The sequence below is a fragment of the Pirellulales bacterium genome, from assembly GCA_033762255.1.
Taxonomy (GTDB): domain Bacteria; phylum Planctomycetota; class Planctomycetia; order Pirellulales; family JALHPA01; genus JANRLT01.
In genome coordinates this window covers 1-23,650 of sequence record JANRLT010000044.1, presented here as the reverse complement: position 1 = coordinate 23,650, position 23,650 = coordinate 1, and the positions used below count along the sequence as shown (strand labels likewise).

At 54.4% G+C, this 23,650-nt stretch carries 18 protein-coding genes and 1 tRNA gene; 7 read left to right on the top strand and 12 right to left on the bottom strand.

The window, feature by feature from the left end:
* Window positions 1–2 precede the first annotated feature (2 nt).
* The 3 genes from SFX18_12440 to SFX18_12430 form a co-directional block, all read right to left on the bottom strand.
* Window positions 3–857 (bottom strand): hypothetical protein, encoded by an 855-nt coding sequence (locus tag SFX18_12440; protein MDX1963955.1) that lies wholly within the window; start codon window positions 855–857, stop codon window positions 3–5.
* A gap of 96 nt (window positions 858–953) precedes the next feature.
* Window positions 954–1,376 carry a transcriptional regulator gene (locus tag SFX18_12435; protein MDX1963954.1) on the bottom strand — a complete coding sequence of 141 codons (423 nt, stop codon included), beginning with the start codon at window positions 1,374–1,376 and terminating at the stop codon, window positions 954–956.
* Entirely contained in the window at window positions 1,357–1,950 is a 594-nt protein-coding gene (locus tag SFX18_12430; GenBank protein ID MDX1963953.1) for a hypothetical protein, read from the bottom strand. Before SFX18_12430 ends, SFX18_12435 begins: the two co-directional genes overlap by 20 nt.
* A 435-nt stretch (window positions 1,951–2,385) precedes the next feature.
* On the opposite strand from SFX18_12430, the gene SFX18_12425 reads away from it, so the two are divergent.
* From SFX18_12425 to SFX18_12410, 4 genes are all read left to right on the top strand, one after another.
* Window positions 2,386–3,903, top strand: coding sequence for an FAD-linked oxidase C-terminal domain-containing protein (locus tag SFX18_12425; GenBank protein ID MDX1963952.1), 1,518 nt, complete (start codon window positions 2,386–2,388; stop codon window positions 3,901–3,903).
* A 38-nt stretch (window positions 3,904–3,941) separates the two neighbouring features.
* Window positions 3,942–5,243 carry an FAD-binding oxidoreductase gene (locus tag SFX18_12420; protein ID MDX1963951.1) on the top strand — a complete coding sequence of 434 codons (1,302 nt, stop codon included), beginning with the start codon at window positions 3,942–3,944 and terminating at the stop codon, window positions 5,241–5,243.
* Between the two features lie 129 nt (window positions 5,244–5,372).
* On the top strand, window positions 5,373–6,752 hold the full coding sequence (locus SFX18_12415; protein ID MDX1963950.1) for a heterodisulfide reductase-related iron-sulfur binding cluster: 1,380 nt from the start codon (window positions 5,373–5,375) through the stop codon (window positions 6,750–6,752).
* A gap of 222 nt (window positions 6,753–6,974) precedes the next feature.
* The gene (locus SFX18_12410) at window positions 6,975–7,358 is read left to right on the top strand and encodes a DUF4345 family protein (protein ID MDX1963949.1); all 384 of its coding nucleotides are present in this window, start codon (window positions 6,975–6,977) and stop codon (window positions 7,356–7,358) included.
* A 127-nt stretch (window positions 7,359–7,485) separates the two neighbouring features.
* Here the strand turns inward: SFX18_12410 and SFX18_12405 are convergent, their stop codons facing one another.
* Window positions 7,486–7,971, bottom strand: a complete 486-nt coding sequence (locus SFX18_12405; protein MDX1963948.1) for a protoglobin family protein — start codon at window positions 7,969–7,971, stop codon at window positions 7,486–7,488.
* 247 nt (window positions 7,972–8,218) lie between these two features.
* Between SFX18_12405 and SFX18_12400 the strand changes: the two genes are divergently transcribed.
* Complete coding sequence (locus tag SFX18_12400) at window positions 8,219–8,704, top strand: Rrf2 family transcriptional regulator (protein ID MDX1963947.1); 486 nt, start codon at window positions 8,219–8,221, stop codon at window positions 8,702–8,704.
* Between the two features lie 138 nt (window positions 8,705–8,842).
* On the opposite strand, the gene SFX18_12395 is transcribed toward SFX18_12400, so the two are convergent.
* The 8 genes from SFX18_12395 to SFX18_12360 form a co-directional block, all read right to left on the bottom strand.
* A complete protein-coding gene (locus SFX18_12395) occupies window positions 8,843–10,969 on the bottom strand; it encodes a prolyl oligopeptidase family serine peptidase (protein MDX1963946.1) in 2,127 nt (708 codons plus the stop codon).
* Between the two features lie 314 nt (window positions 10,970–11,283).
* Entirely contained in the window at window positions 11,284–12,144 is an 861-nt protein-coding gene (locus SFX18_12390) for a homocysteine S-methyltransferase family protein (protein MDX1963945.1), read from the bottom strand.
* Between the two features lie 143 nt (window positions 12,145–12,287).
* On the bottom strand, window positions 12,288–16,583 hold the full coding sequence (locus tag SFX18_12385) for a DUF6288 domain-containing protein (protein MDX1963944.1): 4,296 nt from the start codon (window positions 16,581–16,583) through the stop codon (window positions 12,288–12,290).
* Between the two features lie 328 nt (window positions 16,584–16,911).
* Window positions 16,912–18,120, bottom strand: coding sequence for an NADH-quinone oxidoreductase subunit D (locus tag SFX18_12380; protein ID MDX1963943.1), 1,209 nt, complete (start codon window positions 18,118–18,120; stop codon window positions 16,912–16,914).
* Between the two features lie 93 nt (window positions 18,121–18,213).
* Entirely contained in the window at window positions 18,214–18,744 is a 531-nt protein-coding gene (locus SFX18_12375; GenBank protein ID MDX1963942.1) for an NADH-quinone oxidoreductase subunit C, read from the bottom strand.
* 148 nt (window positions 18,745–18,892) lie between these two features.
* Complete coding sequence (gene ndhC / locus SFX18_12370; GenBank protein MDX1963941.1) at window positions 18,893–19,540, bottom strand: NADH-quinone oxidoreductase subunit A; 648 nt, start codon at window positions 19,538–19,540, stop codon at window positions 18,893–18,895.
* Between the two features lie 60 nt (window positions 19,541–19,600).
* Window positions 19,601–20,068: a DUF2203 domain-containing protein gene (locus SFX18_12365; GenBank protein MDX1963940.1), complete on the bottom strand. Its 468-nt coding sequence runs from the start codon at window positions 20,066–20,068 to the stop codon at window positions 19,601–19,603.
* A gap of 107 nt (window positions 20,069–20,175) precedes the next feature.
* Entirely contained in the window at window positions 20,176–20,703 is a 528-nt protein-coding gene (locus tag SFX18_12360; protein MDX1963939.1) for a 4Fe-4S binding protein, read from the bottom strand.
* An 807-nt stretch (window positions 20,704–21,510) separates the two neighbouring features.
* On the opposite strand from SFX18_12360, the gene csrA reads away from it, so the two are divergent.
* Window positions 21,511–21,729, top strand: a complete 219-nt coding sequence (csrA, locus tag SFX18_12355; protein MDX1963938.1) for a carbon storage regulator CsrA — start codon at window positions 21,511–21,513, stop codon at window positions 21,727–21,729.
* A gap of 502 nt (window positions 21,730–22,231) precedes the next feature.
* Window positions 22,232–22,303: transfer RNA gene (locus SFX18_12350), tRNA-Glu, on the top strand.
* Window positions 22,304–23,650 lie beyond the last annotated feature (1,347 nt).

The window sequence follows — 23,650 nt, the reverse complement described above, 5'->3', positions numbered from 1 at the left end:
CGTTAATCCAGCCATTTTTGGCCAGCGAGTTGCCAGCGAAGTTGTTCCGTGATACTGGCATGACGATCGGGCATAGGGGCGTAATTGGCCGGATTGGCCAGCGTTTGGGCCCGTGCAAAGCATCGACGCACCCTGCGGCGGTATTCCCGCCAGTTCATGCCCGCCGCGCGAAACACCGGATGATGCGTCCGCCACACCACCCAGCGCGTCCCCAGGAACAGCATTCGCTCTCCCCATTGCGTCACCGCCACCCACCAGCGGGAATGCCCCGCCCGCAGGATGGCCAGCCGCTCCGCCTGAAAGCGGACATGCTGCGCCTCGTCGCGTAAAATTTGGCGACAAAGCCGCTGTAGCGCCGGGCACGCGGTCGCCTCGCGCAGCGCGGCATAATACACCTGGGCGATCACTTCCGCCGAAAGCAAGACGCTAATCGTGAGTTTTAATCCCGCCCGGTGCCGCAGCCAGCGGAAGATGCCGTTAGTCCAGTTTTTTTGCAGTAGTGGTAACTTCCAGGCCGTGAGCAATCGTCCCAAATCACGGGCGTGGCGGTGTTCCTCCGCCAGAAACAGCGGTAGAGCCAATAAATAATCCTCATCGCCCGACTGTTGAGCGTATCGTTCCGCGCAGGCGAGAAAGTGTTTGCCCTGGCCGCTTTCGCCCAATTGAAAAATTTGCACCGAGCGGCCAACGGCCTGCAATTCGGCTGGCGTCACATTGGTGTCCACCCCGCGCAAAACATCACCCACGATCCGCGCCTGCTGATGAAAGTACTGGCACCAGGCGTGAGCCTCGCGCGGCGGAGGGAGCAATTTTGGCGGGGTGGGCTTTGGTGTGCCAAAGAATTTAGTCAGGAACATGGATTCACCTGGAAAAAAATGACACAATGGGCAGATAAACACTGGAAAGCAAAGTACTTTGTAATGCAAAGTAAAAGGCTAAAAAAAGGGAGAGCCTTAGGCCAGGCGGGGACGATGGGGAAGGGGGGCGGGGGCGACCACGGCCTGGGTCTGCGTGGCGGTCTGCAGCACGCGTTCCAGTTCGGCCAGATATTGTTGAAAGCGGCTATTCCCCAGGGGGGTCAAGCGCAGCAGCGTCTGGGGGTAGTTGTCGCGATACCCTTTCCAGGCCTCGACAAACTGGGCATCGGTCAGCGTCTTTAAATGTCGGCTGAGGTTGCCATCGGTCAGCCCGCACAGTCGCTTAAGATCTCCAAAGACCAATCCCGCGGGTGCCTTGGCCAGGGCCAACACGATGCCCAGTCGGGCTTTTTCGTGCAAAGTCCGGTCAAGGCCCGCAAAGTCATAGTCGGCTCCTGCGTCCTGGGGACTGGGGGGCATGGCGGAACCGGGCGTGGGTTTAGCTCGTTTGGCGCACATAGGACAAGAATCCCCCCATGATGAGTTGCCCCCCGCCAAAGGCCACGCCCATCCCCGCGGAAAGGTAGGCATCGGGTGTAAAAATCAGGCCAATTCCCGCTAAAAAGTAGTAGATGGCCACCCCGCCCATGCCTGGCGGAAATTTTGCCGCGGCGGACCAGACCGCGCAGCCAAAGAGCAACGCCCAGCTAGCGGGCAGAATTGCCATCGCCGCAGGCGCGCGCAACATAACTAACCAGGTTAGCAACCCGCCGACCAACAGGGGAGGGACAAAGAGCAGGCAAGTATCGCGGAGGATGCCCCAGGACCACTCGGACGGTTCGCGTAGATACCGCCCCGCGACGGAAATCAGACAGATCCCGGCCAACACGGCCCCCTGTATACTCCAATAGCGGACAAAGTCCCGGTCGATGGGGGGATCGGCGGTACCCAGGGCAAACTGGTATATCGCCGCCGCGCCACCGGCCAATCCGGTGAAGAGGACATAGTTAGGGCTGAGCAGCGGAAAGTCGCGACTGCGAGCCAAGGTGGCCCGTAACGCCCGCACATCGGCCAAAGCTTGATGGACATTCATGGCAATTCCCGTGACATGAGCTAGTACCCCGAATAACTTTACACTGCAAAGTATTAGAATACAAGAACAATTTCCGATGAAATGTCATTTAAACGACAAATCACGCTCCTGGGGGAAACTACGGGGCGAAGGGAACGCCGGTTCGTGGGGATGAGGGAAATTTTTTGAGCGAGTTTATGGGGTTACTAAGTTGTGGGCTGTCTCGTGGTATCACTAACTTCGAAAGTTTTCCCAAGGGGTCCTCTCTAAGGCTCGTCCCCCGTCTCTCGCCTCCCACCTCCCACCTCCCACCTCCCATCTCCCGCGTCCCGCGTCCCGCGACCCGCGTCCCTCTCCCCTATTCTGCCTCTGTCCAATCTGGTTTAGAATACGTGCTTTCCTGGAAATCTCCGTTACGTTCCCGCCCGGCAAATCCCCACTGCACACCCAGGCGTCATGACCACTAGCCCACAATCGCCAACATCTTCAGCCGCGCGGGGAATAATCCCCTCCGGGGGGCTAGCCGAACTGTGCGGTCGGCTGCGGCAAATTGTCGGGGCGGAGGCCGTGCTTTCCAATCGGACCGAGCTGCTCGTTTATGAGTGCGATGGCTACGTTCTGGAAAAAAATTCGCCCGACATCGTGGTCTTTCCACGTTCCACCGCGCAGGTGGCCGAAATCGTCAAGCTGGCGAATCAGTTTGGAGTGCCGTTTGTCCCGCGCGGGGCGGGAACCAGCCTGGCCGGAGGGTGCCTGCCGGTCGGCGGCGGGATCATGATCGTACTGACCCGGCTCAATCGGATCGAAGAGCTAAACACCCGCGACCGTTACGCCGTGGTGCAACCAGGTGTCGTTAATTCGCAACTGAACACCGCGCTCAAAGGGAGCGGTTGGCATTACGCCCCCGACCCCAGCAGCCAGGGGGCCTGCACGATCGGCGGAAATGTCGCCACCAATGCCGGTGGACCCCACACGCTGAAATATGGAGTTACGGTCAATCATGTCTTGGGCCTCGAGGCTGTCCTGCCCGATGGCCAGATTGTGCAGTTGGGGGGGCCAGTCCCGGACGAACTGGGCTGTGATTTGGTCGGGGGATTGGTCGGCGGCGAGGGGACGTTGGCGATCATTACCAAAATTTGGGTGCGGCTGACGCCCAATCCCGCCGGATGGCGGACGCTGTTGGCGATTTTTGAATCGGTGGACCAGGCGACGACGACCATTAGCGAAATCATTGGCCAGGGGATCATTCCCGCCGCGCTCGAGATGCTGGATCAGGGGATCATCGTGCCGCTGGAGGCCGCGTTTGGGTTTGGCTTTCCCACGGACGCGGGGGCGCTCTTGCTGATTGAGGTCGATGGACTAGAGGCCGGCCTGGACGAGCAGCGGACCCGCATTCATCAGATCTGTCTACAATGCGGCGCGCGCGAGGTGCGGCTCGCTGCCAGTGACGCCGAACGCGCTAAATTGTGGAAGGCCCGCAAGCAGGCGTTTGGCGCGGTGGGCAGGCTGTCCCCTTGTTTTTGCACGCAGGATGGCGTGGTTCCCCGGACCAAGCTGCCCTGGATTTTGCGCCAAATCCAAGAGATCGGCCAACGTTATAACCTGACGATTGTGAATGTTTTTCACGCGGGCGATGGCAATATCCATCCTATTTTGTGCTTTGACGAGCGTGATCCCGATCAGGTCCAACGGGTACTGGCCGCCGGGATGGAAATTTTGCGCGCGTGCCTGGCCTGTGGCGGCAGCGTGACCGGCGAGCACGGCATTGGCGTGGAAAAGCTAAGCCTTATGCACGAAATGTTCACGCCGGAAGACTTACGGGCGATGGAACGATACCGCGCGGCCTGGAATCCCCGGCAACTCCTCAGCCCGCAAAAATTGCTCCCCACGGCGGGGGGCTGCGGCATGGAGCACATCCATCCGGAACAAATCCATTTGAAACAAACGCATCCCGGTCGCCGCGCGGCGTTATAAATGTAAAGCACTGTTGCTAGTTTGTTTTTGGTCGAATCGTGAATCTTCCCTGGCCCAACATTCGCGAAGTCTATTCACCCGATACGGTGGACGCCGTGGCGCAGGCCATACGCGCCGCGGACGCGGATAACCTGGCCGTCTATCCGCTGGGGGGAGAGACTGCGCTAGCTGACGCGCTGGTTCCCCGTGTGGCGGGTGTTGGTATTTCCACAAAGAAGCTCGCGGCGGTGGTCGATTATCCGGCGCGGGACCTGACGATTACCGTCGGGGCGGGGATCACGATTAGCGAACTGCTGGACGTTTTAGCCACCGAGGGGCAAACGCTGCCAGTCGATATTTCGTTACCGCATCTGGCGACGTTGGGGGGGGCCATTGCCACCAATACCGCCGGGCCGCGAAGAGTGCTGTATGGCACGCTGCGGGATTATGTCATTGGCATCGAGGCGGTCGATGGGGCGGGGCGGATCTATCATGGCGGAGGACGGGTGGTAAAAAATGTGGCGGGCTATGACTTTTGCCGGTTGCTTGTAGGCTCGGTTGGTCTCTTGGGGATCATCACCCAGGTCACGCTCAAGGTGCAGCCCCTGCCGCAAGCCAGCGGAGCTTGTCTGTGGAAGTTGCCGCCTGGCGTCGATTTGGCCGCGATTTTCAATCTGCTGCATGCCAGCCCTACGCGACCGGCGGTGTTGGATGTGGTGGGAGGAAACGCGTGGAGCGGTTTTTTGCAAAGTCTCGGCCATGCGGGCCACTCCGTTGCAACGACCTCCGCTGGCGAAGAGCCATGGTTGATTTGCGGTTTTGAGGGGACAATACCCGAAGTCAATTGGCAATTGACCACCATCACCCAGCAATTGTATGAACTGCTGGGCGCGCCCCATACGCCGGAAAAAGAATCCTGGGTGCGTTGTTTGCATGCGTTGCGGGATTTTGCGGGAGGGATTTCCCCCGGAATGGCGCCTGGCAATTTACCCACGGACCTGCCCATGCTAACGCAGCCAATCTTAAAATTTTGCGTACGACCCAGCCAGGCGGCGGAATTGGTTCGTTGGATACAAGGGGTTGATCCCGCGGCTCATTGGCAATTGCATGCGGCGAATGGTATTTTATATGTGCGGTTTTCGGCATTGCCTAGCGGCGGGTGGTCCAAATGGCTGTTGCAGCAAGGGCACCCGCATTTAGGCCAACTGGGTGGACGCCTACGGGTCTGGCGATGGTCGCCGGGAATGGAACTCACCCAAGCGAGTGCTTGGGGACCGCGCGGCGACGGTCAATTGATTGAAGGTCGCATGCGCGCGCAGTTTGACCCCCGTGGCCGGTTGAACTCGGGTCGTTTTTGGTAAAAATGCCGTTTGCCATGGTTGGTTTTCGCCGATCGGACCGCGACCGTGTTGCTCTCCTTGTCCCCGAGCAAAATTCACGTCCCGGTCGCAAATCATAGCCCGCTGGTGGTTTTTTTGGCAGCTCGCCCTATGCCAGACGTCATTCCTTCCACTGTTGTGACTGATGATAGCTCCGCGACGGCCACCCGGACGGATGCTCTATTGTCGGGCAACGGAAAAGCGAATCCCGGCGCGCGGGTCGATTACGCGGACTTTTTGGACTGTATTCACTGCGGCTTGTGTACTTCCGCCTGCCCAACGTATGTCCTGACCGGCAATGAAAATGACGGACCCCGCGGGCGCATCTACTTAATGCGGGCCGTCACGGACCAGCGGATACCCCTTAACGATGAGGTGCGTAAACATCTCGATTTATGCCTGGATTGCCGCGCGTGCGAAACGGCATGCCCCTCGGGTGTACAATATGGCCGCTTGATCGAGCCCTTCCGCGTGGGCATGCACGAGTTAGCCAACGCACAGGCAAAATCGCCAGATTGGTTTCATCGCTACGTGCTGATGGGTTTGTTACCCTATCCGCGGCGTTTGGCCTGGGCGTTGTGGCCGGCCAGGATAGCGCAGCGATTGGGATTGCTTTGGATGGCTGAAAAACTCGGCCTGCTGCGGTTGCTTCCCCACAATTTACGGCAATTGACCCAGTCCCTGCCGCCGCGAGGCCGCAAGTTGCCCCGCCTGCCCGAGGTTTTACCCGCCATCGGCAAGCGCCGCGCGCGGGTGGCCTTGTTTACAGGTTGTGTTAATGAAGCCCTCTTTGCCCAGACGAATTGGGCGACAGCGCGGGTGCTGCAGCAGAACGGTTGCGATGTGCTCATTCCACGGGAGCAGGTCTGTTGTGGCGCGATTGCTCTGCATGCGGGAGAAAGCGAGCCAGCGCGCCACTTTGCCAATGCCAACGCCGCGATTTTTCAACCCGCCGATGTCGATGCCGTTATCGTGAATGTCGCGGGTTGCGGCGCTATGTTAAAAGATTATCCCCATCACTGGCATGACGCCCATGATCAGACCCGGGCGGCGTTTGCGGAAAAGGTCCGCGACGTGCAGGAATTTTTGGATCAGTTGGGGCCGTATCAACCGGAAGGCGAACTGCCGCTGACGGTGACTTACCATGACGCCTGCCATCTAGTTCACGCGCAAAAAATCCGCGAGGCACCCCGGCGATTGCTACGGCTGATCCCGGGATTAACGCTGGTGGATTTGCCCGAATCAGAACTTTGCTGCGGCGCCGCGGGAACATACAACCTGACCCAGCCGGAAATGTCCGCCCAACTCAGTCGCCGCAAACTGGGCAATATCCTGGGCACGGGAGCCAGGATTGTCGCCACGGCCAATGCGGGGTGCTTGCTGCAAATTGCTCGCGAAGCCCGATTGGATGGCAACAAATTGACCGTGATCCACCCCATCGAGCTTTTAGACCTGAGCTATCGCCAAATCCCCTGGGAAAAACGGTATTAGCAATGTAGGGCGGAACTGGTTCCGCCAGCATTTTTGCCGGAACGGGTTCCACCACTTGCCTCCCTTCACTCCCTGCGCTCGGTGGTTTATCATTCGCCTCAGTTCTTTGCAAACTACCCCCCGTTATTCGGTCGCGGCACCACTGTTGCAATTTTCCTTGCAGGCTAAAATCCAAGCAATGATTAATTGTCCGCTTACAGCCCAGACAACGGAAAATTACTTATGGTGACACGCTCGATTTTAGCGATTGTGGGCTTGATTTATTGGGGATTGGCCTTGTGGTGCGCGTTTAGTCCCCAGCAAACCTCCCGTTCGTTAGGCTTTACGCTGCAGCCCGGGAATGGCCAGTCGGAATATTTGGCCGTGTATGGCGGATTGCAAATTGGGCTAGGGGCAATTTTTTTGTGGCCGCTGGTACAAAATTCTTTCACCCAGCCAGCGCTTTGGTGTTGTTTTTTAGTTCATGCCTCGATTGTGGTTTTTCGCACGATCGGATTTTTTGCCTTTAGCGGCATTCCCACGATGACGATTGGCTTTGCGATGAGCGAATGGGTGTTGGCTCTGGGAGCGGCGGCACTGCTATGGTGGAAAGAACCGGGCACTTAGTATTACCCGGTCTTCTAATGTGTATTGAAATTGTGCATATTGCGTTCTTTCTTACATTATATGGCAGCTTTGCAGTCGAGGTGACTGCAAAGCTGCCGAATAAATGACAACAGTGGTTCAAAGTCGACTAGACCGCCAGGGCCGCCCTGTAATGCCGATTAATTAGATCATTTTGCAGCCATAACAGCTTTTGAAATGCCCGTACCGTTCGGGTTTCTTGCTCGTGGGGAAGTTTGAATCCCACGATTGTCGAGGTGAGCGCGTCTGCCACATAACCTAAAAGGGCGTTCATTTGTACCAAGGGGACATTCAACTCTGGCGAACCGGCATGCAGTGTGTGGATTTTGCCCACTGTGTCCAGGTAGTGGAGCATCTTTTGATCGTAAGGCATGGTTACCAGTCTAGTTAAGTAACGAGCCAAATGGCTTTTGCGAAACTGAATTTGAGCGTGCTGAACATCCAAATCCGCTAGATTCTTGGATAGTTCCCCTTCATAGCCCGATTGCCGAGGCAAAAAATGCCGCCAAGTGGCGTCGTATTGACGCAATTTGTGGTAGACGGCATCCACCAAGTGGGGAACGAGGGGAGCCAAAAGGGGTGCCGCTGCGTGGATGGTGTCAATTTCGGGCGTTCCAAATTCGATAAAATCGCATAAATCTGAAATCGATACCCAAGATCATACTCCAAACGAGATTCTTGAATGGCTTGCATGGAAAAGCTCCAAAATAGATAATGTGATCTGGAATAAAACTTGCACTTAAAGCTACTGAGGCAGTAAATTGGATTTATTTGTCCGCATTAGATTTTTTACCCTTTTATTTTGGATTGCAATATCCAATTTTGAAATTTTAGGAAATTTCATGTTATCACAAACAGTTGAGTACGCCTTAAGAGCCGTGGTTTATTTAGCATCACAAGCCCCGCAGGCCAAAACCACGGAAGACATTTCCCAAGCGACACTTGTACCTAAGCCGTATCTTTCCAAGGTAATCCAGGGACTAAGTCGAGCGAATGTCCTGCATTCCAAGCGGGGAATAGGAGGAGGGGTGGTACTAGTTAAAACGCCGGCGGAATTGACGATTTTAGAAGTAGTTAATGCGGTTGAACCGATTGCGCGGATTCGCACATGTCCCTTGGGTTTGGCGGGACACGGCGCGCGGCTTTGCCCCCTCCATCGACGGATTGACAATGCGCTGGCCCAGGTGGAATCGGCGTTTCAGCAGACGACCTTGGCCGAGATATTGGCGGAACCTAACTCCAGCCGGCCATTATGCGAGATACCCGCTAAGGGGGAGGTGAATGGCACAGCACATCTGGAGGTTTTGGTGGGTATGAATGGGAAGTAGGGGGGGGTGATAGCGATTCCCGTTTTAAAAACATGGTGTCGCACCCCCTGTGTCATTCCCGGCTGACTTGATTTTTTTCAGAGGGTAACGCGAGTTACTTTCTCCCCCAGTTCTAATAACGAACTCTAGCAAATACATTCAATCAGCTTGAAATGACGGATCGCCAAATTGCCAGAGCAAGAATGAATAGACATCAGCGAGTTCTACCTGGCGTTGTTTTTTCGTCGAGCCGATGCCATGGCCGGAATGGTAATCGACGCGAAATAAAACTGGTTTTCCGCTAGCGGTGGCGGCTTGCAGGCGGGCAGTGGCCTTGGCTGAAATCCAAGGTTCCACGCGCGGGTCGTTGATGCCGTGCGTCAAGATGACGGCGGGATACTTGACGCCGTCTTGAATATGATGAAAAGTGCTCATCGCCAGCAAACCGCGAAATTCATCGGCTTTTGTGATAGTGCCAAATTCCGGAATATTGGGCGGTCCATTCATGGTGGATTCAAATCGCATCATGTCGGTGCAGCCGACCGAGATTTGGGCGGCGGCGAATAAATCGGGCCGTTCGGTGATTGACCGCCCAATTAAGATTCCTCCGGCGCTGCCCCCTTTACCCGCCAGTTTGGCGGGCGAAGTATAGCCCTTTTGCACTAAATACTCGCCACACGCGATAAAATCCTTCCAAGTATTTGGCTTGGTGTGCTTTCGTCCCGCGTGATGCCATTCTTTACCAAAAGCTCCGCCACCGCGAACGTGCGCGAACGCCAGCACTCCGCCCCGTTCCAGCCAAGCGAGCGAAATGGGGTCGTAACGCATAGGCATGGTGAATCCATAAGCGCCGTAGCCCGACAGCAATGTCGGGTTGGATCCATCCTGGCGAATATCTTTGCGATGAATGATCGATAGCGGGACCTGGACGCCATCATGACTCGTCACCATGACTTCGACGGAAGTGAGAAAATCGGGCGAGTCATATTTTCCCGGGGGTTGCAACCCTGTTTCCGCTAGTGATCCCGACAGGGGATCATATCGATATAAACGACTGGATTTTGTCCATGAGCTAGTGCGAATCATCACGCCGGGCATTTCTGGATGCGAAACCGCGACGGTGCCGGAAGGCTCGTCGGCGGGCAAGGTGATAAATTCGGGGGCGGCGTTGTTTTCAAAAGGGATGCGCAGCACCTGGTTGGCGACTCCCTTAAGCACGTCCACATACAGCGCGTCCTGGGCGACCGCCAACGAATCCACCACATATTCCCCGGCGGGAACAATCGTTGCAGCCTTTGCTAAGTTGGGCTCGCGCAGCGAAGTGCGCATGACTTTAAAGCGCGGGGCATTGTGGGCGCTCAGCAGGTAGATATCATCGCCGCGAACGGCAAAACTGGTGACTTGATCGGTTCGGTCGCAAATTTTCACCCATTGCGTGTCAGGAGAACCTAAAGCGGATTGTGGCGTAACGTAAAGCGAAATGTCGGTTTCGTCGCCATGCCTGATTTGACCAATCGCCCATGTCGAGCCCGCGGGAATAATAACGGCGGGAAAGTCCATTTCCCCCATGGCGGGCGAACCGGCAGCCCTGTCCGCGAAAATCATCGTCGCTTGATCGATTGAATCGCCAATTGGGTAACGGTACGCTTGGGTAAATTTATAACCCTCGGTTGGGGGCGCGTCCGCCGCGACTTTTCGTCGTCGACTGTATGCGAATGATTTTCCATCCGAGAACCAAGAAGGCAAGGCGTATTCGGCCTCCAATCGATCGATGGCGATAGGCAGATCTTGATTCGTGGGCAAATCGAAAACTTTTAGCGTGGTTTCTTCGCTACCCGAAGCCGCGAAACCGTAAAGCAGTTGCGATCCGTTGGGCGAGACGCGAATAAAGCTGATCGTATAATGATCGGCAGCATTCGTTTTAGGGAATGTTTCGGGATCGATCAGCAGCCGTTCCTGGTTGGTTTTTCCGTCGCGCAAATAAACCTTTGCCACATTCTCCGAGGCTAACTGCTTAAAGTAAAATAAATCCCCGTTGGGCCGGCAAGTAATGTTGGAGATCGTGTAAGGCGTCCCCGCATCCAGTTCGATAATTCGCGCGAGTAAAGCGTCCCGTCCATGCAGCGCATGGATGGTTTTGTCGGTAAATTCCGCTTGCGCCCTCACCCAATCTTGAACCAGCGGACTTTTAAAATCCTCCATGTATCGATAGGGATCGATAATCGTTGTGCCATGGTGATTTTCGACGACATTGTGAATTGGTGCGACGGGAGGATGTTCGGCCATGAGGCTGCTTTCAGATATCAAAAAGATACAGGCGAAAGAACACACAATAATCAGATCTTGACAAATACCGTCAAGAGATATTCGAGCGAACATGGTCTCGTCCAAGTTGAAGAGTTGGTCGCGGGGTATGCGGCTTAGCGGACTGTTATTATAGGGACTCAATGGCAAAACTGGAACAATGCCCGTATGGGGTTACAATCTCCCCTGCGACACCAGCGGCGTGAATGTATTCACACGCAGTCATAATACGGTGGCGATAGACGCGAAGGGGATGGCGAATCGAGCAAAAGATTTTTGCATCATAGGGGGCGAATTCATGTGGCAGGGGTTCTTTTAGCTCTTAGCTGGCGAATATGTTCCGGCGTGGTGCCACAACAGCCCCCCACGATTTGCGCCGGCCAAGTCTGGGCATATTGCCAGTAACTATCCGGGTTTACGGCGTCCGTGTTGATCCAGCCTTGCGACTGGTCGGCGTAGCCAATGTTTCCATAGGCAATGAGCGGAAAATCGGGGCCGCAGATCCCCCGCAACTTGGCCAGTGGTTTTGCCAGTGTATGCGCCGGAGCGCAGTTCACGCCCAGGGCCTTCACGCCCAGCGGTAACAATAGCTCGGCGGCAACCGTCAGCAGTTCGCCAGACAGGATTCGCCCGTCACGGTCGCACACAAAACTGACCCAGGTGGGTCTGCCGGTGATGGTTGCCAACTTGGCGGCGATGACAGCTTCCCGAATTGAGTTCATCGTCTCGATCAACAACAGGTCAACACCCGCGTCCACAAGATGCTGGACGCGCTCGGAGTGCTCGGCGCGGCATTCGTCCTCGGACGGCACCAAGTCCGGTCGATAGCAATCTTCCAGCGGGGCCAGCGAGCCCGCCACCTGCGCAGGTTGGCCATGCTCTACGACAGCCTCTTGGGCGGTCGCCACCGCTCGTATGGTCAATTCGCGGGCGATGTCCCCCTTACCAGCCAGCGCGCGGCGATGGGTCCGAAACGTGTTGGTGGTGAGGATGTCCGCGCCCGCCTTTAAATAATCCAGATGAATCTGGCGCAACACATTCAATCCAGTATCGGAGGTGAGCGCGTTCGCCGACCACATTGGCAAGCCGGTGTCCACGCCACGGCGGTTGAGTTCAGTGCCGGTAGCGCCATCGAGTAGTAGATGTTTCGAATTCACGATCAGGTTTCATCCATTCGGGAAAACAAATGCTCGAAAACCAGAATTCCCGTTTCGCTGAAACCAGGGCGCTTGTAGCTTTCTCGAGCGGTTTCGTTTTCCGCTCTAGGTAAAGGCGAATGCCGCGGCAATCCACATCCGTTTTACTTATTGATAAGTTTGAGGTTTGCTTCGGCAAACGCCTTACCCATCTGAGCAAAGATTTTTGCGCTGCCAAAGTAATGGTAGCCGCCATTGGAAGCGCCCTTAAGTGCCTCTCGGTCTTTGGGGGAAAGGACTTCCTCCAAAGCAAGTTCGAGCTTCTCTTGATCCCCTTTAGTGATTCCTTCAATCCATGCATCCAGCGCGGCGTAATGTTCCGTGGAGCCTGGGGAGTATTGATCATTGGCATATACGGCCAAGACGTTCTTTCCTTTCTTTAAATATTGAGTCTGTTCTTTATCGAGGACGATCGATCTGTATTGCGGCTGATCCTGCCACCAGATGTAGGTGTGAATCTTGTGGCCGTTCAAATAAACATGAAAACCTTGTCGCGCCAAAATCGCGATGCGGTAGGAATCGTAGTCGAGGTTCTCCACGTCAAATGTGGTACGCATGAGCAGGAATTCTTCTTTGCCCCATTCTGAGGAATATTTGTCCAACATGATTCCGCTGTGGTTCCACACCCCCTTGCCAATGGGCGCCTTGCCCACGGACCACTTGCTGTCATCGAAGTCCGGCATATACCAATTCTTCATTGCGGAGGGCAGTGTGATATCCCGGAATCTCCTATCGGTGAATTCTTCTAGTTTATCCTTCGTTTCGGTGGCATCGATGGTGATGAACCGCCAGTCACGCGCTGCGGGCAAAGGTTTGCCGATCGGCTTCCAGAACTTGTCCCATTTCCGTTCCATATCGAGCGTGCCATCGGCTTTCAATACGTGAGCCGTATCGAGAATGTTGTTATACTCACCCTGCTTGGGTTCGGCGGCTTCGATATCACGATCCCAAAAAGGCGCGGTATCTACAGCAACCACGTTGCCTTGGAACTCGGGCATGGCGGCCGGTGCGGCCATGGCATTGCGGAAATTGACATTCTTTTCGCCTTCGACCCCTAGCACGCCAATGACAAAGGGCATCTTTGGAGCGTCAAGATCTTTGCGCACGTCGCGGATGAAGTGTGCCAAGAGTCGCGTATATTCCTCATAGTTGCCATTTGGGTAGGTTTGGCCATCAACCAAATCATTGAAACCCTGAAGCCAGACAAAACCGGCCAACTCGTAGCCCTGCTCGGGATCATACTCGGGACATACTCGAGCGGGATCGGCCAGCACTTTTTTCACATGTTCAACCATCATGCGGTAAAACACGCCTGAGGCGGCATCTTTGTCTTCCTGCCATTTCTTTCGATCCTCAAGTTTGGGAATGCCGTGGGCACCTTGCGGATGTTTGTCCCACTCTGCTTGAATCTGCTTGGGCAGCTTGTATGACCCGGCACTCGGTGGACGAAATTCGGTGTTCAGCGACCTGCCGCCCCAGGCAGTCTTGATAATCAGGATGGGCTCCTTCAGCTCTTTCTCCATATAGATACCAAAGGTGAACTCAGGCCCAATCTTTCCCCCATCCTGGGTGGGCTGGTCTCCGCGAGCGCCAAAACCTGCGGTCAATTTTCCCAACCCCTCGCCATTCGCACTACCATCATAAGGCCCGGTTAAATAGGACATCCAGACCTTTTCACAGACGCGCGGCGTTCCGTCAGGATTACGCATCTCCTTGAGCAAGGGGGCCGTGGCTGGATCTTTGCCGATGTAGTCAAAGGTGCGGATTTCTGCATGGCCTTCCATGTTCGATTGGCCAGCCAAGATGAATACCTTGAGTGGGGCTTTTGCGGAATCACTCCCCGGCTCCTTCGCTATTGTTTTCTTCGCTTCCGGCTCTACCTGGTTGATTCGAATGAGTTTTGGCGAGTCCGTCGCGGCTTTTATCGCGCTGATCGTATCGCGGACGCTCTTGGCCTTCAACCTCATCAGATGAGGTGGAAAGTCTTTTTCATCCTTCTCAAAGTAATTTGCGATCTTGGCCAGTTCAGGAATAGCCACCTTGGCGTGCGCGCCGTAGGTAAGGAGGATTTCCATCAGCTCTGGAGTGCGAATTTGGCTTTCCCAAGGATTTTGATCGCGGGTGTAGGTCACGAGGGCGTTGATGCCTTCCTCGATGCGGTGCTCCGCCAGGAGACGCAGGCCTTCCACGCGAATCGCATCGGCGAACATCTCGCCGCTAGGCGCGGGCTGAACGATCGCCTGGTGAATGGCAGGTAGCAAAGGTTTAATTTCTTCGAATGAGAGATGGCGATAGACGGAACCAATGCTGCCGCGAGCTCGCCCGTCCTCATTCTTTAGCCCCGCCCGAACGGCCTTGTAGAGCGCGGGGCGGTCCACGCCTTCCAAAGATTGGGCGAGCATCCCGTCACTGCCAAATAGAGTAAAGGTTAAATAGCGCTGCTGCATCCCGCGCGGATCATTCATTTCATCCACGTGGGCCAGCAGTTCCAGCAGTTGCGGCACAGCTTTTGTCGCCGGTTTACCGATGGCAGCGAGTGCCTCGGCCGCTTTGATACGAAGCCAAAGATCGGGATGCGCCAAGGTCTTTTGCAGGGCGTCCACGGCGAGCGCTCCCCGTCCGCGAAGAAAGATCAAACCTTGACAGGCGCCATAACGGGCCTCAATGCTTGGAGAATCGAGCATCTCGACCAAAGGGCTCACGGGAGCGTCCTGGCGGCGGCCCAGCGCCATCGCCGCGCGCTCCCGCACGACGGGCGACCAACTACGCAGGCGCTCGAGGAGTTGTTCATTGCTGAGCTTATCGTAGAAACCATGGCGGTCTTTGTTGTTCCAGCCACTCCCATCGACAATAAGCGATTGGGCGGCGGCGGCATCCAACTGCGGCGCGCCACTTGCCTGCTTACCCGTGAGATAAAGCTTTTTCAGCGGCATGGCGTAGGCCAGCAAATAGCCGCCGGTGCTATCCCAGCCAGCGTAGCTGTCTTCTTCTGCTTCGGGGGGGCCTTGATGCAGGTAGCTATGATCCCAACGCCGGGCGAGGTCAAAGTACCAACTTCCAAACTCCTTCATCCAGGCTCCGGTGGCATTTGGGCCGGACTGTGCGACACCCGGCATCGCCCACAGCATGTTAAAATAATTGCCGGTGTGCCCCGTGTCCCGTTCCGATCCGTGGGAAGCAACGCTCATGCGAGAGAAGAATTCCGCGCTGTTCGTTTCACCCATAAGGTTGAAAAGCACGGCGGCCATTCCGCACTTGCCGTTGTCCTCGTGATTTTCAATCCAGGGATGATGATCACCGTAGGGAATCGCTCCTTTGCCGACGTAAAAACGGAGTAGCTTGGCACTCCGTGCGATCGCCAGGTCCAAGGCCGGATCTTGGACGCCCGCCTCACGAGCCAGCACCAACGAGATTGTGAGGGGCAACCCCGGAGAATTCATCATTCCGTAACCGTGAAGTCGTCCGTCGGGCCGAGCGAACCGGTGCCCCCACGAACCGACCGCGCTTTGACCATGCGCGGCTTCGAGCGCAAGCCGCTCTAAGCCCGGCATGACCGAAGCATCACCCGTCGCCATCTTGTATTCCGAAAGGAAAATCATGACGTACCCGTAATACCAGGTTGCCATTCCTGTATCGGAGAAGTTCGCGGCCCATTCAGCTTCCTTTTTGATCAGCGGGAGGTAGCTGGGATCGCCGCTGGCTAATAAGGCAAGGGCATTCAGTGAGCGGGGGATGGGATCCAGCCGCTGGGCATAGTTGGGATCAGCCATGCGCCTGGCAAGATCCCGGCAACCTAGTTCTAAAATGCGTGCGGACTTGGGGCAGTTGTAGGGAGCGGTGGCACTATAAGTTCCCAGCACGGGAAGCCGCACTACGACCTCTTCCGAGTTGCCTGCGCGCCAACGGGTCAGGGTGAGCTGGCCTTGGCCCGCTTCCGTTTCAGCCAGGGTCAGGGCCTTGCCCATTTCGGTGCGCGGGTCATGGGAAAATGGTTTGCCGCCGACGCCCAAAATCACGTCGCCAATCGCAAAAATCCCGTCGGCGGGAGACCCCCGGTCCACCTTGGTGATCGCGATCTGACGGGCATCGGAGGTGACCAATTTGTCGCAATAAATCCAACCGCGGAGACCCGTGGCGCCGAGATTCCAGTCGTGGTTCGCGTTTTGCGGTATCTTTTCGCCTTTGGTAAAATCGGGGGCAGCCGACTTTCGAGTATTTCCTACGGCAAGGCACAAGCCGTGCGCCGCGAAAAAGATCGTTAGTGTAAGCAGAATTAGTCGGGTTTTCATGCTGATCGTTGTTCTGGCGGGAAGGAGGGTTGGATCACTAATATTGAACTTTAGCTTCACCCAGGTTGCAACACTTGCTTGATTTTTTTTGGTTGCTACGCGGGCATTCACGAAAACTACCCAGCGATCCAGGGGCTGGCATCCCAAGCTAAAATCATGTGGCCGTTGCCAGGCTAAAGACGAACTATCGCTGCTGCTGGCGCAGCGGCCTGAAAAAACTATTCTCTAAGGTAATTTCAGGCACCAACTCGCCATCGTCTTGATTCTTATAAAACGCGACGCGGTTTACCGGATCAGAAAAGGCTGCGCATCCAGGATGATCTGAGCGATAAATTTAGGATATTCAATTCAATAACCTTGTGGTAAATGGCTACCACAAAGTGTTTCTGGATGATAGCCCAATGGGTTCAATCGCAAGAACTACCCTGGGTCCGAGGAACTACCGATCAATCTCACCCATCACGATATCCAGCGAACCCACGATCGCCGGAACATCCGCGATCAGGCAGCCCCGGCAAAGCTCCGCCGTGGGGGAAAGATTACAAAAGCAACTGCTGCGGGCCCGGGCCCGCCAGGGAATGGACGTCCCATCACTAACCAAATAAAAACCCATCTGGCCGCGGGGACATTCGGTCTCCAGATAGACCTCTCCTTTGGGGAGCTTTTCGGTCAGCTTAACCGGTTCACCCCAGGAACCGGCGGCCGTGCTATAACGGTCGATCGCCTGCCGAATCAAGTCGATCGATTGCATCACTTCCAGCATCCGCACATAAAAGCGATGCCAACAATCCCCCAGCACAGCGCTTTCGGGGACGGGAGGGTAAGCGTGGTCGTTGGGGTAATGGCCGTTCTTTTGGACGATCACTTCAAACGCGTAGCCATCATACATCTCGGTGTAGCGTTCTTCGCCATCGCGGCGCAAATCTTGATCAACACCACTCCCCCGCAGCACCGGACCGGAACACCCGTAATCAATCGCCTTTTCCGCTGTCAATATCCCAATTCCCGCGGTACGGCGCACAAAAATCGCGTTCGTGGTCAGCAGGGCGTGGTATTCCGTGATGATTGGCAAAAACTGGTCCAAAAACTTTTCGCACTTTTGCAGCCAACCCTTGGGCAGGTCGGCGGTCGCCCCCCCCACCGTGATATAGCTATAGGTCAGCCGCGCGCCGCAGACTTCTTCAAATAGATTCAAAATTAATTCGCGTTCGCGAAAGGCGTATAAAAAAGGGCTAAATGTCCCTAAGTCCAGCCCATAGGTCCCCATGCCGACCAGGTGGCTGGCAATTCGATTCAGTTCGGCGATGATCACCCGCAAATGTTTGGCTTTTTCGGGCAACTCCAGCTTCATCAGCTTTTCCACGCACAGAGCCCAACCCAGGTTCATATTCATTGCCGCCAGATAATCCATCCGGTCGGTATAGGGAATCCACTGTCGCGGGGTCAGGTTTTCGCCGATTTTTTCGGCGCAGCGGTGCAAATAACCAAAGTGAGGGGTGACCTCGCTGACCACTTCGCCATCGGTCCGTAACACCAGCCGGAGCACGCCATGCGTGCTGGGATGTTGCGGTCCCATGTTGACGAGCATTTCATCGGTGCGGACGTCAAATTCGATAATCCGCGGATCGTCTTCGATGGCGAGTGGCATGGGATGGGGTCAGGTGATAGGGGCAAGGGGTCAGGGAACAGGGAATGACTGCATTACATTCTTCATTCTTCATTTTTAATTCTTCATTGCACATCACCGTCCCCGAATTCCATGATACTCCAGTGGCATTTCGTAATCCTTACGGAGTGGGTAACCCTCCCAGTCCTCGGGGCATAAAATCCGCCGCAAATTCGGATGATCGGTAAATTGGACCCCGCTCAGGTCGTAAACCTCCCGTTCGTGCCAATCGGCGGTCGCCCAAACTCCGCTGACCGAGGGGCACTCTGGCAATTCTCCCGGGATGTCATTCTTCCAGCGGGGCAGCATGACCTTTAATACCAGGCTGACTCGATTGGGCACGCTCCAAAGGTGGTAGACCACTTCGAGATGAGGTTGCCAGGTAACTTTTGCTGCTTTTTTAGGATCGGGCTCAAAGTAATCCACTCCTGTGATACAGCTAAGCATGTCAAATCGCAAATCCGGCTCGGACTTGAGGTATAGGCATAGAGGGACCAAGCCAGCGGGGGAGACTTCGATCCAGGGATCAATGGCGTCCAAATTAGCCCCGGTGATTGCCTCCCCAAAGCGATTCTTTAGTCGGTCAAAAAAAGTTGTGCCACGCATAAAGTCACAATGTCAAAGTTAAAAACTAAGGGCGGATGGTGAATCCGCAAATGATTCCCGCGCGGCCCGGGGGAATGGTAAAACTGGAAGGTGCCGAAGGACTCTGGACGCGGCCAGCAAAACTAGCAAACCTCAAGATAACATAAGGTTAGGGGCTAATGGCAGGCTCGCGGTCCAAAATGGATCGCGCGCTCCCGCGGCTGCCTAGACTAAGCTCGGTTGCCGCCTCTTTGCGGGCTTGGCTGACCGCCCGCACCCAATCGAGATCGCCCAGTCGCCAGACATAGGCAAATCCCACCATCAAAACCGCAAAAAAGACCAGAATATCACACAATGACAAAAACGAAAGTTGGCTGGCGGACTGCTTTATCTGCGCGGTCGCGGCAGCCAAATTTCCGCCAAGGGGGGGCGTCAAGGAAAAGCGGTTGGCACCCAGTTCTGTTAAAATACCCTGGGCGGCGGGAGTCAGCGATAACGTATCGCCGCTTTGCATGACGACTGGCAGTTGAGGATTGGCGAGATTGGACGCTTTGCCAAACACGGTGGCCCAGGGAAAAAAGAAGGCCACTTCCACATCAAAAATAATGAAGAGCAAAGCCACCACATAAAACCGCAAGTCAAATTGGACAAAGCTCGATCCAATTGCCGGTTCGCCGCATTCATAAATTTCCTGTTTTTCCCGGCTAGGCAGACTGGGGCGCAGAAATTCGCCAATTTTCAAATTTACAGCTAAAAAAACCACGCCCAAGCCAAAAAACAGGAGGATGTAACCGGCGATGGAAACGGGCGTAAGCATAAAAAAACTTTAAAAAAGGCAACCACTTCGGACAAAAAAATGAAACATCCGGCCGAAAGACTAACTCTCGCTGGAAAGTGCGGTGTTTCCTGATAAAAACTCGACCGGCAGAGTTTGGCGACCGGCAAAACCCGCCTCTAGCTCATGCCAATGGGTAATGCGGTTTTCGCCTAATTTCCAACAAAGATAAACCACCCGGCCATCCAAGAGGCAGCGAAAATCCACGATCCCTTCGGGACCGTTTTTTGGTTCGACGCCTAGATCCTGAAGTTCTTCGACAAACTCGCGGAGTCGCAAGGTGTCTTGTTGTAACTCTTGTTCAATTTGCTGGACTTCTTGCTGATACAGATCGTCACGTGGTTTAGCACGCTTGGCTTTTAAACCGGCCAGGCGTTCCCGGCGATCAATCACATCCTGGGAAAGCACGGACAAATCCTGGACAATAGCCCGCACCAGCGGCAGCATGGCGTTCGCCTGCTCTAGGGTGAAAAGCTTATGCTGGATATCGGATTCTGTTTGTTCACTCATATAAAAAATGCCCTCTCTGAGATGCCATTCATTCCATGGGGTTGTAATTTCTTTAGTTGCTTTTTTAACGTCTTCTTTCAAAATTTGCCGTTTGAAAAAAGAAGCGGTTATTGGTTGGGACCGCCATGAACCGGTTGGGTGATAACCTTGGACATGGCCACGGCCGTGGGATTAAGCGTGGTCCGTCCCCAAGCAATTTCCACCGGCATCTTGGAGAAATCAACAATGCATCCATCGCGGCTGTAACAACTGAGATCATGCACCGAGCCCATAAAAATGCAATCCACGGGGCAAGGCTCGACACAAAGGGCGCAAAACATGCATTTAGAGTAATCGATGGTAAAGCCGGTGATCCGAAAGCCCTTGCCGTTCGTCACCCGTTCTTTACCAATATAAATGCAATCCACGGGGCAGGCTTTGGCGCATTGGTCGCAGGCAATGCAGGTCGTCAGATCATAACGGTGGAAGCCGCGATAACGCGAAGTGACCGGTACGGGAAGCTCGGGATACTCAAAATGTTCGGTAAATGTGCGGCGTTTTTTGTCATAAGTGATGATCCAATAACGCATCGTGATCCACAGGCCCTGCAAAACCGTGAAGACCGCGTCTCGGACATTTTTAAACCATTGGAGCATGGAACGCGCTCACCATAAACGAGTGATTTTCCGGCAAATTCCCGCACACACTAGAATTATAGAAAAGCGATGCAAGTTCGCAAGCGACGATTTCCCCACACTTTGCGCCGCGCTCGCCAAAGCAAATTTCCACAATAAGTCCCTAACGCGTGTGCTACTGTGCCAAGCTGGTTCCGCTTTGGCCAGGGGACTATTCCCGCTGCCAAATCCGCACACCCCATGCGCATTCTATCTTGGCATGGTGTTTTTGCTCGCCATGCCACTTACTGTTTACGGCTATTTGCGAAATGCAGGGTCAGCATCCTCAGGAACAGTAGGAGAGAAAGCACAAAGATTAAAAAACTTAGCCAAAACAGCCTTTTACTAAAAGAAATCCTAATTCCTTAAAATTCTGTCAAGTATTATTCAATTAATTGTACAGTTTTGCTAATGCCTTGTATTTGTCTTTTTGATACACCGAAAATTGACTCCGGAGGCCGATGAGTAGGTCAAAAAGTTTCACAAGTTGTTTGCAGGCATGTGTTTGCGTTCTGTAATTCAGAGGGAATGGCAAGTTGAATGTCGTAAGAATCGTTTTTGCTCTATACGAATTTTATGCCAAATTTGCAAAATTCTTGTGAAAATCTTTCGATTTGCTTGACTATCGTATTCTTGCTCGTACAGTGAAATTAAGGAAGTGTCTGGACTTAACGCTACGCTGCGGCATTTTAGGACGCTAGCGGGTGTCGGTTGCGATTTTTTGCTCCCCGGTATCGCTTATTGTTATGTAGCTGGTATCAGGCACAGTAATCAGGAAGGGAACGGATCATGCTTGTACTCTCAAGGAAAAAGAACGAGAGTATTGTCATTAACAATGACATTACCATTGTTGTCGTGGAAATCCGCGGCGACAAGGTGCGCCTGGGTGTTGAGGCTCCCAAGGAAGTGCCTGTCCATCGGCGTGAGGTTTACGACGCCATTTGTCGCGGAAACAACCAGGTTAATACTGATGATTCGCCGGCGACATCGACGCCGAATGAACAGTAATTCCCAGCCCTAGTTTGTTACGCCTGTACTTTATAGTACGAAAGCGAACCCAGTGGCCCGCCAATAATCCCTGCGACGGGATGATTAACTTGTCCAAGAGATAAATTTCTATTGGGTAGATGAGTAGCTGCTGGCAGTCTACGGCTTTTTCAGCTCTAACCGCGCGCTAGTCCCCTACGACTCTACCCTACACAAGGCGTTGGCTGCGTGCCCATTTCTACGATGCATGCCAGCAACTGGGTTTGTAAACTCGGCTGCTTCAAAGCTTAAATGATGCGGGCTTGCCATCTTGGACACAAAATGTCATATTGAATCGGCTTAATTTAGGCCCGTGGCTGTTTCCCTCGGAAATTTTCCCAGCCATTTTAGCCTATTTGGTTAATCGCCCGCTCAGTTTTTGGTTATGTGGGTCAGTTCATTCGCGGATCGGATGCGAACCCTGATGCGGAATTGCATATCCCTGTTACAGAAAGTATTTTTAGCCAGAGTTGAGCCACTTTTAGGCCCCATCGTCTAGCGGTTAGGACATCGGCCTTTCACGCCGGTAACACGGGTTCGAGTCCCGTTGGGGTCACTGTACGTACATTCACTGATTGCCAGGGATGCTAATTGCGGGGAATTTTCAACTTGTAATTGTGGTAGACTGCCTTGGATCGCCTCGGAGTGCGCTACTTTTTGCGCTACCAATTCCGGGGGGGTAGCCATAGCCGCCAGGGCCTGGGCGTGACTGTCGCCTTTGATCTTCCAGTAATGCTTGCGGGCAATCTTTTCATCGTGTCCGCCGTAATAGGCGGCTTGGTGGGCCGGTAGCCGTTCCGCTAGTTCTGTGGCGCGTGTTTTTCGCATATCCTTATATGTGAAGTTAGGCAATCCTGCCCGTTTAATAAATCGCGCTAAGTCTGTGCGAAGATTTGTGTGCTCCCCCTGGGTTAGGTGGATTGTGAATATTTTTTCGTGGGATAATTTCTGTGGCCTGCCCGGTTCCTCAAAAAGCGGTTCCAGTTCCCGGCGCAGTTCCGGCCAGAGAGGAATAATCTTTTCAGTTTTTCCTTTATACCGGCGTGTTTTTGGTGTGGCCATGCGGACTTGGTTTAAGTCCCACAAAATACAATCCCATGTCAATTCTGCAATCTCACTGGCAATTCGTGCTGGCGCGTAACGGGCAAACGCCATGATTGCTTTCCATTCTTGGTCAGGACACCGCGCAAGTAAAGCTTGAAACATTTCCGGCGTCACCGTTACGTAATCTTCCGCCGCGCCATCGGTTTTCTTGAATTTCTTTTGGTCAAAGGGATCGGTATTTATTCGTTTTAGCGTGAGGGCGTCGGCAAATATCGCGCGGACGTCCTTCATCCGTTTAAGGATCGTGTTTTCGGATAGCCGGTCGGTCTTTTCGGCGTCACCGTGCTTTAACATTCGTGCCGCTGGCGTCCGTAGCCAAACATTAAAATCTACGGCGTCGCTGTGGGCTATGGATCGCAGGGGCCGATCCGCTCCAAAATACCGTATGACAATGTTCACGGTCTGGCCAAACCGCCAATGCGTGCTTTCCGTCCAGTTAGATAATGTCGATTGTCGGCGGACGTAATCGTCCAGGTGTTCCCGCAGCGTGTAAACCCGCTGTGCCTCCCGCGCCTCCACCAAATCCGCCTTCACCAGCTTGCCATGCTGTGCATCGCTGAGTCCTCCTAACCATCGGACCGTCGCGGCATGGGGGACTTGGCTTTTATCGCCAGCACAAACAACTAGATGTTCGATATGGCTTTTCCACTTATCCAGTTCCCCGGCTTTGCTGGTGAGGGGTAAGTAGATCGCGCGTCGGCGTCGGTCGCCTGGGTGAATGAAAACGATCCGATACGCTTTGGCGGTTTTACTTAGACTGGCCATTTATTCCGGTTCCTTGCTGGAAAGTTCGATCCTG